11 protein-coding genes and 2 tRNA genes are annotated in these 12,175 nt (G+C 56.9%); 1 reads left to right on the top strand and 12 read right to left on the bottom strand.

Annotated features, from left to right (window positions below; genetic code table 11):
* Positions 1-380 precede the first annotated feature (380 nt).
* The 12 genes from DXC52_RS10355 to DXC52_RS09090 all read right to left on the bottom strand — a co-directional run bounded on the left by DXC52_RS10355 (position 381) and on the right by DXC52_RS09090 (position 10,194).
* A complete protein-coding gene (locus tag DXC52_RS10355; RefSeq protein ID WP_255413405.1) occupies positions 381-821 on the bottom strand; it encodes a TraX family protein in 441 nt (146 codons plus the stop codon).
* Positions 703-1,179 carry a TraX family protein gene (locus DXC52_RS10350; RefSeq protein ID WP_199409507.1) on the bottom strand — a complete coding sequence of 159 codons (477 nt, stop codon included), beginning with the start codon at positions 1,177-1,179 and terminating at the stop codon, positions 703-705. Before DXC52_RS10350 ends, DXC52_RS10355 begins: the two co-directional genes overlap by 119 nt.
* Positions 1,180-1,378: 199 nt before the next feature.
* Positions 1,379-1,451 (bottom strand) — tRNA-Lys (locus tag DXC52_RS09135).
* A 28-nt stretch (positions 1,452-1,479) separates the two neighbouring features.
* Positions 1,480-2,760, bottom strand: coding sequence for an aminopeptidase (locus DXC52_RS09130; RefSeq protein WP_035136479.1), 1,281 nt, complete (start codon positions 2,758-2,760; stop codon positions 1,480-1,482).
* 89 nt (positions 2,761-2,849) lie between these two features.
* Positions 2,850-3,425 carry a hypothetical protein gene (locus DXC52_RS09125; RefSeq protein ID WP_117746996.1) on the bottom strand — a complete coding sequence of 192 codons (576 nt, stop codon included), beginning with the start codon at positions 3,423-3,425 and terminating at the stop codon, positions 2,850-2,852.
* Positions 3,426-4,304, bottom strand: coding sequence for a phosphoribosylaminoimidazolesuccinocarboxamide synthase (locus tag DXC52_RS09120; protein ID WP_035136481.1), 879 nt, complete (start codon positions 4,302-4,304; stop codon positions 3,426-3,428).
* 118 nt (positions 4,305-4,422) lie between these two features.
* Positions 4,423-5,988, bottom strand: coding sequence for an ATP-binding protein (locus DXC52_RS09115; protein WP_035136482.1), 1,566 nt, complete (start codon positions 5,986-5,988; stop codon positions 4,423-4,425).
* Between the two features lie 11 nt (positions 5,989-5,999).
* Complete coding sequence (locus DXC52_RS09110; protein ID WP_006236208.1) at positions 6,000-6,722, bottom strand: response regulator transcription factor; 723 nt, start codon at positions 6,720-6,722, stop codon at positions 6,000-6,002.
* 153 nt (positions 6,723-6,875) lie between these two features.
* Positions 6,876-8,087 carry a twin-arginine translocation signal domain-containing protein gene (locus DXC52_RS09105; protein WP_035136485.1) on the bottom strand — a complete coding sequence of 404 codons (1,212 nt, stop codon included), beginning with the start codon at positions 8,085-8,087 and terminating at the stop codon, positions 6,876-6,878.
* A complete protein-coding gene (locus DXC52_RS09100) occupies positions 8,087-8,350 on the bottom strand; it encodes a TIGR03905 family TSCPD domain-containing protein (RefSeq protein ID WP_006236206.1) in 264 nt (87 codons plus the stop codon). The genes DXC52_RS09105 and DXC52_RS09100 overlap by 1 nt, the downstream gene beginning before the upstream one ends.
* Before the next feature lie 128 nt (positions 8,351-8,478).
* Entirely contained in the window at positions 8,479-9,825 is a 1,347-nt protein-coding gene (gene purB / locus DXC52_RS09095) for an adenylosuccinate lyase (RefSeq protein ID WP_022093797.1), read from the bottom strand.
* A gap of 294 nt (positions 9,826-10,119) precedes the next feature.
* A tRNA-Gly gene (locus DXC52_RS09090) sits at positions 10,120-10,194 on the bottom strand.
* 297 nt (positions 10,195-10,491) lie between these two features.
* Between DXC52_RS09090 and DXC52_RS09085 the strand changes: the two genes are divergently transcribed.
* Positions 10,492-12,129 (top strand): collagen binding domain-containing protein, encoded by a 1,638-nt coding sequence (locus DXC52_RS09085; RefSeq protein WP_117746995.1) that lies wholly within the window; start codon positions 10,492-10,494, stop codon positions 12,127-12,129.
* The last annotated feature ends 46 nt before the right edge of the window (positions 12,130-12,175 follow it).

Below are 12,175 nucleotides of genomic sequence, written 5' to 3'. Positions count from 1 at the left end.
GTGGTTTAAAGCTGGCCGCTGCGCGGCCAGCAGACTAAAGTCTTGAACAAAAAAGCGATCAACCGGAGTCGATCGCTTTCTGTTCTATGGTGGAGCATCCAAAGGATGTTTCCGAACTCACTTTCTCGCTGCCATTCATGCTGTCGAAGCATCGTTCGACCTCCGCAGTCCCATGTTTTGAGGATCTGCCGTGTTTATCACTGCTATTAATGAGTGTGCGGAAGTGATCCTCATACAGATACGTGCGATCCGCCAGAGAACTGAGAAGCATCTTTCTGCAGCCCTCGTTGTCTATCCTCGCATCTCTCAGGTCTTCCGGAAAATCACAAGCAGTCTTAGGGTCAGTTTGTTTCTGCTTTCAGAGACTTGTTTGAGAGTTATTAAAGACAGTTCAAAACAATAAGTGAGACACCATAAAGCAGAGCAAGATGTGCCGGATAGAAAACGTAGAAGAAGTATTTCAGCTTCAGCCCTCGCTTGCCATTATAAAGATTGATAAGCAGCAACGAAACGACCGCGGCAGCAACATCAGGATTAAATACATTAGCTGTAGCAAACTCAAATCCGCCGCCAACTATATGGCATGACGAAAGGAGCACTACGCATACTGCAGCAAAGAACATCTTGGCCTTGCTGTCGTGGAATAAATAGAATGCAGCCACAAGCAGAATGCCATACACGCCGCCATCTAGTTTAGTGTATTCAGCTGCCAGTGCTATCAAAACAATCAGAGCAAATTCTGCGATGTGCCTCTTCCATTTTGAAAGACTTTGTATCTTTTCCAGAATAATCAAAAAGACCAAGGGAAAGCAGGAGCTCACACATAACATTTTGTTGCCGAAGGTCGAATAGTTGCCCGGTTTGAACGAAATCGTATATGGGCTCCGCAATGATTGCGAAGACAAGCATATTTCGCAGGTACTTCTTTATGTCATGAGTATGCAAAAATCCCTCAACTATCAAAAAGCAAAATAAGGGAAATGCAATTCTGCCAAGAACATGAAGCACATCCGAAGCCTCGCTTAGAATCGCCCACTGCTCGTCTGATATCTGATTGTACGATGCGTGAGTCATGATTCCATTGGTCAGGACGATCCTGCTTACATGATCGAGAACCATCGAAATGGCCGCTATTATCTTTAATGTGCTGCCGCTAATTCCGTATCTGTCTGTTTTCATTTCGTTTTCCTTTCTTTGGGTGGGCCGTCGGGGGTTCAGCCTGCTTCGCAGGCGGCCGCTGCGGCGCTTTCGCGCCTTGCGCGCTGCGCTGGCAAACGCTCGCGCGTTTATTCAGCTCCGCGCCCCGACGGGTTCGAACCCATGAAAGGGCGACAAAAAAGACGGCCAACCGAAGTTGACCGTCTCAACAATCTTTGGGTGGGCCGTCAGGGGTTCGAACCCTGGACCTTGGGATTAAAAGTCCCCTGCTCTGCCAGCTGAGCTAACGGCCCGCGGGTGGCATTGTACCACGGTCTGGAACTATTCCCAACTCCATTGGCCGTTCTGGAAAATCACAACTTCACGTCCATCAGGCGTAATGCCCGTAATATCGATGTCGTCCGTGCCGATCATAAAATCGACGTGCGTGCTCGAGACGTTAACACCATGCTCCAGGAGCTCCTCCTTGGACATGTCATACCCACCCTCGATGCATTCGGGGAAACCGACACCTAGCGCGAGATGGCAGCTAGCGTTCTCGTCATAGAGCGTGTCATAGAACAGAACGCCGCTTTCGCGGATCGGAGTGTTCTTGGAAATGAGCGCGACCTCGCCCAGATGAGCGGCACCTTCATCGGTGTCAATAATGCTCGCAAGCGTTGCCTTGCCCACGCGGGCGTCGTAGTCCACCACGCGGCCGCCCTCGAACTTAATCCAAAAATCTTCGACTTTATTGCCGTGGTGGATGAGCGGCATGGCCGAGTACACGATACCGTCGGCGCGCATGCGATCGGGCGAGGTGAAGACTTCCTCGGTGGGAATGTTGGGGAAGAAGGGGTGTCCATCGGGCGTCTTGCCCTTGCCGCCGGCCCACTCGTGACCCTTCGTCATGCCAATCGTCAGATCGGTTCCATTTGCCGCGGTGTAATGCAAGTAGTCGAAACGATTGTCGTTCAGGAAACGCAGGTTCTTTTCGAATGCGGCGTCATGGAGTTCCCAGTCGCTCTCCGGGTCCTGGCCATCGGCGCGCGCGGTGTGCAGAATCGCATTCCATAGTTTATAGATTGCAACCTCATCGGCGTCTCCTGGGAACACCTCGTGCGCCCAAGCCACGACCGGAGCGCCGGCGATGCACCACGGATTGATGTTGTAATCCAGTCCACGGCGGAAAACTTTGCACTGCGTATTCCTCGCCTTTGATGCCGCGGCCGGCTTGGCTGGATCGATGCCCTTGAGGGCCGCAGGATCCGCACCTTCGATAAAGACAAAGCAGGCACCATCCTGGGCCAAGGAATCCAGCTGCATGCGCTTCCACTCGGGTGTCTGCTCAAAATAGCTTTTCTCGACATGCTCGTACGTGAGCCTCGTCACGGCATCATCGGCCCAAATGACCGTCACGTGGCCGGCGGCGGCAGCATAGGCCTCCGCGACCACCACGCGCGCAAACGGCGCGCACTCGACCGGAGACTGAACGACGACCTCCTGGCCGGGCTTGACGTTTACGCCCTTGCGGACGACCAGGCGCGCGTAGTTTTTAATCTTGGGCTCCAGGGCCTTCATGCCCTCCAGAGCCTCTTCGACCGTCAGGGCAGCTCGAATCATGTGCCACTCCATCTATCTATAGAACAGTAAAAAGGCGCGCCGCAAAAACGACGCGCCTTATATCTTAGCGATAAGTATGTATGCAAACGCTACTTCTTCTTGGAGTCCTTCTGGTCCTCCTCGGCAGCCGCGCGCTCAATAAGAGCGTTGAGCTTGTTCTCGGACATGCCCTCGGCCTGCGCGCGGTACATGTTGCGCAAGGGACGAATACGAGCGAAGTCGTAGATAAAGTCACCTAGGATGATGACATAGGACAAAACGATGCCGACCATCTGGACAGGGCTGGACACCATGCCAGCGGGAGCGAAGTACAGCGAGGCCCAAATTGCCACGACGAGCACCATGCCAATGGCGAGCACAATCCACCAGATGCGACGGCGCTTGGTGTAGTCCTCGTCCTGCTTGAGGAGGATATTCGACACCGTATAGATGCGGTCCTCCTTGGCGCGCTGCTTGGCCTTGCGGGCGCGCTTCTCCTCTTTAGAGAGGCCCTCGAGGTTCTCGCCCTTCTCGAGCTCTTTGCGGCGTGCCTTAGACGAAGCCGGCACGATGCGAACGGAGCTCGCTGCTTGGCGGGCGGGCTTAGCAGATGCGGCAGACTTGCGCGCAACCCCGGTAACTTCGTGGGATTGCGTGCGCTTGTTCGTGGCGCTACGGGTACTCACTTATGCGTTCTCCTTCATGCTTGTGAACTGGGAGCCGGTGATGATCTGGAAGGCCTCGCGATAGCGCTCGGACGTGCCATCGATGACTTCGGCGGGCAGGTGCGGGGTCTCCCCCGTCATATCCCAGTTGGCCTTGAGCCAATTGCGGACGAATTGCTTGTCGTAGCTAGGCTGGATCTTGCCCTCCTCGTAGCTGGCAGCAGGCCAGAAACGGCTGGAGTCGGGCGTGAGGCACTCGTCGATCAGCGTGACCTTGCCATCAATAACACCAAACTCGAACTTGGTGTCGGCAATGATGATGCCACGGGTCGCGGCGTACTCGGCAGCGGCCTTGTAGATCTTGAGGGAAAGGTCACGAATCTGCGTGGCGATGTCCTCGCCCACGATCTCGCAGCAACGCTCGAACGAGATGTTCTCGTCGTGGTCACCGATCTCGGCCTTCGTGGACGGCGTGAACAACGGCTCGGGAAGCTTGGAAGCCTCGGTCAGGCCCTCAGGCAGCTGGATGCCGCAGACGGTGCCGTTCTCGTCGTAGGTCTTCTTGCCCGAACCGGTCAGATAGCCGCGGACGATGCACTCGATAGGAATCGTCTGGGCCTTCTTAACCAGCATGGCGCGGCCAGCGAGGTAGTCACGATACTCAGCAAACTCCTCGGGGAAATCCGCCGGGTCGATGGAAACGAGATGGTTGGGGACGATGTCGGCAAACTTATCGAACCAGAATGCCGAGATGCGATTGAGCACCTCTCCCTTAAACGGAATCTCGTCGGGAAGAATGAAGTCGAACGCAGAAATGCGGTCGGTGGCGACCATCAGCAGGTTTTCACCGGCATCGTAAATATCACGAACCTTGCCACGGGAATCCGGACGACGCTCCATCGTTGTCACGTGAGTCACTCCTTACCTAAATACGACAGAAATGCGGGTTCTTTCCCGCATATTTTCGCAAACTCGGAGCGGCAGGGACGCGGCCCCTCCTTCACCGAATAGCGAAAAGCTAGTGCTCCATTGTAGTAGATGCCGCGTCTGCCGTGTGCTCGCGGGGCAGATGAATTGTAAAAGTCGTACCCTTTCCAAGCTCCGACTCCACGGATATGTAGCCATGGTGACGCTCGACAATCTGCTTGGTCACGGCGAGGCCGACGCCCAGGCCGCCAGCTTCGCGGGCGCGGCTGGCATCGGCGCGCCAAAACCGCCCGAAAATGCGCGACAGATCGTCCTTGGCAATACCGATGCCGGTATCAGAAACGGCAATGCTGACGTGCCTGCGGTCACTGAGCACCGACACCACGACCCAACCGCCCTCGGGGGTGTAGCGCATGGCGTTGCTCATGAGGTTGATAACACATTGCGTGATCATGTCGGGATCTGCCTCGACAACGTCATCGTGGCCCTGCGTCTCATCTGCAAAGCGCAAACGCAGGTCACGGTCGGCAAACAGGCGCTCCTGGCCATTCACAATCGATCGCACGAACGGAACCATGTCCACCGGTTCTAGATTGAGCGGAGCCGTGCTGTTTTCCATACGCGATAGGTCGAGCATCTGCTGCACCAGACGAGCCAGGCGACGCGTCTCGGAAGCAACGGTCTCCAAATGCTCATCGTCGGTGGGATACACGCCATCCTGCATGGCCTCGACCGTTGCGAGCATGGCCATAAGCGGCGTGCGAAGCTCGTGTGCAACGTCTGAGGTCAGGCGCTTCTCGTGTTTCATATCCTTCTCGAGCGAAGTGGCCATCTCATCGAAGGTCTCACCCAGCTGATCGATCTCGTCATCACCGCGCAGTCCCGTGCGAGCCGACAGGTCGCCGTCACGGATTTGCTTTGCGGTACTGGTGATGCGATGAATCGGCTTGGTGAGCATGCGCGACACGAGCGATCCGATAACGACCGAAATGCAGATTGCAACAACCGCGGCGAGGGCCATGGCGTTAAAGGTCTTCTCCCTAAACGCAGAGTCCGCCTTGGTGAGCAGAGCGTCGGAGCCGATGGCCCACAGCTTTACCTGTCCGACATGCTCGCCGGAAGACGTTACAATCTCGACGTTAGCAACGCTATCGGAGTCGGTTGGAGCAGACGAGACCGGGCTATGCGATGCCCTCTTGCCGCTCGTGTCGTCGGTCGTAGCCTGGTTTTCGCGTACATCGGCGGTGGCGCTTGCCGAGGGCCAGGAATCGTCATAAACGATCACGCCCTTTTTATTGACGACCTGCATGCCCAGATCGTCGGAAACCAAACTCGACGTTGCGACCGTGCGCAGTTCTCCCGCGGTCCAAGAGCCGTTTTCCTCATATGAGGTCGCCAACTTCTCGGCAGCGGAATTTGCGATTTCGACGATATTGGAGCGTGTGTAATCCGAAAAGACCGTGCCCCACACAACAGAGACAACGCCCACCAGCACCAATACTGTCATGAGCGATGTCAGAGCAAAAGCAAGTGCCATGCGCGAGGGATAGCTCATCGTTGGCCGTGAATCGGAACGAGGCGTGTTCCAACTAGCCTTGGAACCCGCCTCGCTCTCCTGCTTGTGCTTTTGTCCGATTTCAAAGCGCGCAGGTGTCATATGTGATTTCCCTATTTCTCGTCCGACTTATCGGTCTTGGCCGGAGCCTCGAAGCGATAGCCGACACCATGGACGGTGTAGAGCCACTTGGGCTTCTTGGGATCATCGCCCAGCTTGGCGCGAAGATTCTTCACGTGGCTATCGATGGTGCGCTCATAGCCCTCAAAGTCATACCCGAGCACTTTCTCGACCAGCTCCATGCGGTTATACACACGGCCGGGATGGCGGGCAAGCGTGGTGAGCAGCTTGAACTCGGAAGCCGTCAGATCGACTTCCTTGCCCTCGACCAAGATCTTGTGGCCCGAGATATCGATGACCAGATCGCCGAAGTCGAGTACCTCGACGGCGGGCTCGTCGGCCTGATGGGCACGGCGGAACAGAGCGCGAACGCGGGCGACGAGCTCGCGCGGCGAGAACGGCTTAATCAGATAGTCGTCGGCGCCGAGCTCAAGACCGATAATACGGTCCTCAATCTCGCCCTTAGCCGTCAGCATGATGATGGGGACATCCGAGGTATCGCGAATGGTGCGGCAAACGCGCTCGCCGGGAATCTTGGGGAGCATAAGGTCGAGCACGACCAGGTCGAACTGATGCTTCTCGAACTCCTCGATCGCGGACTGGCCGTCGCCGACGCCCACAACCCAGTAGCCTTCGCGCTCGAGATAGGCAGCGACGGCGTCACGGATTGCCTTCTCATCCTCGACCAGCAGAATCTTTTTTGCATCTGAAGCCATAACACGGCCCCCCTGTCTCAATTAGCTAAGAACAAGCCCATTTTAACGCACCTGAGCCCGCCGGATGCCGCTATGACGCGGCAGCTCGGCGGGCGGTACTCACAATTACAACGCGTTTATTCCCCTGTTGGCGCCTTTTTAACCCCTCTAAGCTTAAAGAGAGAATAGACGTGCAGTGACCGTCTCTGGTATACCCTGGCTGTTGCGCACCGTGGCGTACGTAAGGAATGAGTCCGATTTTCCCGCCGTAGCTGGATAATCGCCATACTCCAAAGCGCGGTCGGGCGACAGCAGCGAGCCATAGGTCTTGGCAGAGGTGTCGATCAGGAAATGCGACGCCTGTACCTTAACAAGGTATTTATTCTTCTTGCCAGCCGCACATGCGAGCGGCTCGCGGGACAGGAAGAGGTACGGCCCTCCCTCATTACCGATATATGTGCCCATATTGCCCAGGCTGCCCACGCCACTATAGGCCGCCTCGATAGAAAACACGAAGGTATCGCCCATATATACGGCCTCGAAAGGCGAGACTGACGAGGGAAGGACTAGCTGGGCACGTTTGGTGTTGTTGCCGTCGGTCAGATCGATTGCCGTTATGCCGTAGTAGACGCCCTCGTCGTTGCGGACACGCGGCGAGATGGTCAAAATGCCGTCGCTCGCGCGCGGGGCCGATGCAAAGCGGCCCGTCGATTTCCAAATTACCTCGGCCTTGGATTCATCAAGCGAGCGACGATAGCAAAACGAATCACTACTCGTTTTATTGCCGCCTGCCGAAGGCATTTTATACCAGATGACTGATGCCCCGAACGCCGTAAACAGCGGCGGATCGTAGTCCTTGCCACCTCGATCGAGCTCAACCACGTCGCCAGAGAGCGAAGCGCCCGACAGATTTTGAGCGTAGAGCTTCCACGATGAATTGGCAAAGTTCATCTCAACCCACGCGAATACGCCGTCGCCGGCACGGACATCGTAGAATGCATATCCCGTGCCCTCGATAGGATCCTCGATTAATGTGGTAAGCGAGCCATCGCCCAGGTTGAGCACACCGAGCGTGTTGGCGTGCAGTGCCGATGCGGGCGCCATCATTGCCGCGGCGTAATCGCCGTCGCAGTAGTACAGCAGCGTACCCAGAGGCAGCGTCCACGACGCCGCCGGCTCAAGATCGATGTCGACTGCCTCGTACTCATCCGTAATCGAGATGATTTTGGAATCATCCTTGATAACCTGCGGCTCGCCGGCGGCATCATCGCTGGTGCCCGTTTTTTTCGAGCATCCGGCAAGCACCGTGGCAGCGCCCGCGGCAGCCCCACCGAGTACAAAGCCGCGACGCGATATTCCGTTCTTGATGTGATCGGCGATACCCATTAGGCGATCTCGGTGCGAGCGGCCTCGATAGCGCGTGTAAGCTGGTCGGCGCAGGAGGTCTTTTTCATACCGCAGGTATTACCGGCGAGAACCTCGATTACGCGATCGGCAGGAGCGCCCTCGACCAGCTTGGAGATAGCCTTGAGATTGCCGTCGCAGCCGCCGGTAAACTCAACGCCCATCACCTTGTTGCCGTCATCGGAAAGATCAAGGTGAATATTGCGAGCACACACGCCCTGAGGCTTGTAATCAAACGAAATCATGCGATCCCCTCTCAGAATGTTATTCGAGACGACTATTATCCCCGTCTTTCCCTAAATGCAACGAGGCGCTTTGCCGGCAACACACATTACCAGCAAAGCGCCCTAAAAAGCTAACGTTATGCCCGAACCTACTCGAAGCTCAGCTGCTCCAGACGATCAAAGACCGTGTCGATACGGGTGAGGAAGTCCCACGGATCAAAGATCTCGTCGAGCTTCTCCTGACTGACGGTGCAGCGCGGGTCGGCCTCGAGACGCTCCTTAAAGGTGGGGCCGGAGACACAATCCTGTACCTCGTGCCAGGTTGCCATAGCGTTCTCCTGCACAATGGCGTACGCGTCCTCGCGGGTGATGCCCGTGTCGACGAGGGCGAGCAGTACCTTGGAAGAGAAGATGAGGCCGCGGGTCTTATTGAGGTTGGCCATCATGCGGGCGGGATACAGTTGCAGGCCGTCGATAACGCGAATGAGGCACTGGAACATGTGGTCGAGGGCGATGAAGCTGTCGGCCTGGGCGACGCGCTCGGCAGAGGAGTGCGAAATGTCACGCTCGTGCCACAGGGCGACGTTGTCGAAGGCAACCTGCGCGTTGGCCTTCACGACGCGCGACAGGCCGCAGACCTTCTCCATGGTGATGGGGTTGCGCTTGTGCGGCATGGCGGAGCTGCCCTTTTGACCCTTACGGAACGGTTCCTCGGCCTCGAGTGTATCGGTCTTCTGCAGATTGCGAACCTCGGTAGCGATGCGCTCACAGGTGGCCGCGGTGGTGGCGAGAACGCCGGCGAGGTAGGCGTGATGATCGCGGCTAATAACCTGCGTGGACAGCGGGTCGTGAACCAGGCCCAGGTGCTCGCAGACATATTCCTCGACAAACGGCTCGATGGAGCTGTACGTGCCGACAGCGCCCGAGATGGCACCAAAGGCAACGTTCTTGCGGGCATCCTCAAGACGGTCCAGATCGCGCTTGAGCTCCCAGGCCCAAGAGCCAAACTTCATGCCAAAGGTCATCGGCTCGGCATGGATGCCATGAGTGCGGCCGGCGCAGAGCGTGTTGCGCTCCTCGAAGGCGCGACGCTTGCAAATCTCGCCGAGCTTCTTGACGTCCTCGATGATCAGGTCGCAGGCCTGGGTGAGCTGGTAGCACAGGGCCGTGTCGCCCAGATCCGAGCTGGTCATGCCATAGTGAACCCAGCGGCTGGGCTTGGGGTCGCCCTCGGGAACATCGGCATCGATGTATTCCTTCATGTTGGTCAGGAAGGCAATGACGTCGTGGCGCGTGACTTCCTCGATCTCATCGACCTTCGCCTTCTCAAAGTTGGCATGGTCGCGGATCCACTGGGCCTCGTCTTTGGAAATACCGATCTTGCCGAGCTCCGCCTGGGCCTCGCAGGCCAGAACCTCGATTTCCTGCCAAATGGCGTACTTGTTCTCGAGGGAGAAGATGTGTCCCATCTCCGGGCGGGTATAGCGATCGATCATAGCGGCTCCTTTTTGGTTATTGGCACGTTGGTCGTAACCCAACCATTGTACCGTGCGCAGGTGCAAGTATGGGCAGCAGGCATTAACCTAACATTTTGGAATTGGAGCGAGCATGGGGACGTCCGCGCATTTGCTTCGCAAATACGCACCGGCTTCAGGCGCCTGTCGGCGCCTTCGCCTGCTCGCTACAAACGCTTCGCGTTTGCTTAACGCTCGCACCCTGGCGGGTTCGAGTCCCGGCGCTTGGTAGTAAAAAGCACGGCAACGTAACGCTGCCGTGCTTGTGCTTTTTACTGGAGCGGGCAACGGGACTCGAACCCGCGAGTGTCAGCTTGGGAAGCTGATGCCTTACCACTTGGCGATGCCCGCTTGTGTGTTGGCTAGTATAACGCGGTTGTCTTGTTCGATACAAGGGTGGCGATGCTTGTTTTAGCTGTGGAGATTCGTTTGAAAATCGCGTCAATTGTGGAGATGAGGACCTTTGACCTCCTGTTCTCCCTATCTTCTACCTGCGCTTTTGCTTGATTGTTGTATTTGAGCTCAATTTGTCAGGAATTGGGCAAGCTTTTGGTCAGGCTCCGGTACTTACCCGCATGAACCTCGGGGGTAGCCTCATCCTACGCGTCGCAGCCTCCCCATGCGGCGCACGAGGGATAAGGAGCAGCCATGTCCAACACACCCACGCACTCTGTCCACAGCGCAATCGCAACAGGTCCGCTGCTCCTGCTCCTCTTCCTGCTTTTCGGCTGCCTGGCACCGAGAGCCGCATTTGCCGTCGATGGCTACGACCAACTCGGCTTCCGCACTATTAGCGATGATTGTGGGCCCTTCTTCATCGGCAAGTATGAAGCTCAAGACGCCTCGATTGCCTACTGCATGAACCAGGAGCGCCCCGGCCCCACCAAGCCGGGCGGCCCATGGCTCAACTTTGATCAAGGCTGGGTGTGGCTCGACGACGAGTTCGCGGCAATCGTTTGTCACGGATATCCTACCGTCACGTCGTTTGGCGGTTACCATCTTTCACCCGATCGCGCCCGCGCCGCAACCCAGCTTGCCGTATGGATGCTCAACGGCACTACCCATGTCGACGGTACCTATTCCTACACGACCGCTCAGGGCAAAACCAAGAGCGGGCACTTTACCGCCGACAATGAAGTCGTGGCGGCTGCGCGGTGGCTCCACGACAACGCAAAATCAGGAAGCATCAAAGCCGCTCCGCACCGCGCGCGGCGCTATCTAGGAGCCGTATCGGGCGGCAGCAAACGTCAAGACATGCTCTATGTACTGCCGGCGGTCTCTGTTTCCTTCAAAAAACAGTCTGCAAACGCCGCCATTACCAGCGGAAACAATACTTATCAGTTTGACGGGGCAACATTCGATATTTTTGAGAGCGCCAGCGGCGCGCATGTCGGCACCGTCCAGATGGACAGCAACGGTCGGGCGCAAGCAACACTTCTGCCCAACACGGCATACTACCTAGTTGAAACGAAGGCGCCGGCCGGCTATGTCCCCCGTCGTGATCGCATCGCCTTTACCACGGGGAATGACGGTGGACAGGTCGCCATTGATGAACAGCCCGGCACCATCAACCTGCGTATCGTAAAACTCGATGCCGCGACGAATGCCGGCCCCCAGGTGGGATCTTCACTCGCAGGAGCAGAGTTCACGTGTGTGTCGCAATCAACCCCTGGATGGGCGCAAATCCTCACGACCGACGAAAGCGGTCGGGCCACCCTCGCCGATGTCCCCTTAGGAACCTTTACCATCTACGAATCAAAAGCCCCCGAGGGCTACCTGCCATCCAACGACAGCTGGACCTATACCGTTGGAGCCGACCAGCTCGGCGATTCAGGCGTGGTCGAGATCGAATCTCGCATTTCCGATATCCCCATTGCTTTTGACCTTGAGATTTCCAAATTCAAGGATTACGGCAATAGCGACCAATCCGGCCTGGAGCAGCCGGCGGGTGGTGTTGTCTTTGAGGTTGTCAGCAACAGCTCTCAGCAGGTTGTTGGCACACTGACCACAAACATCTATGGCTTTGCCTCCACCGAAGATCAGCCCGAAGCATGGTTCGGCACAGGCAAGCGACCCGCCGGTGTCCACGGAGCCGTCCCATACGACCGTGCCGGCTACACGGTTCGTGAGGTTCCGGAAACCGTCCCCGAGGGTTTTAAACGTGCAGGGGAATGGACCGTCGGGGCAAATCAGATTTCCGACGACGCCGAGCTTCAATATATCGTGGACAACCACGCTCTGTCGACGCATCTCCAGATTGTAAAACGCGATGCCCAAACACCTTGATTATCGACTTCATCCGAACACCTCCCACATTCATCCGTACATGTGC

This window comes from Collinsella sp. TF05-9AC (genome assembly GCF_003438495.1).
Classification (GTDB): domain Bacteria; phylum Actinomycetota; class Coriobacteriia; order Coriobacteriales; family Coriobacteriaceae; genus Collinsella.
Note: the sequence above shows the minus strand (reverse complement) of the source record. Positions and strands in the feature narration are given on the sequence as shown.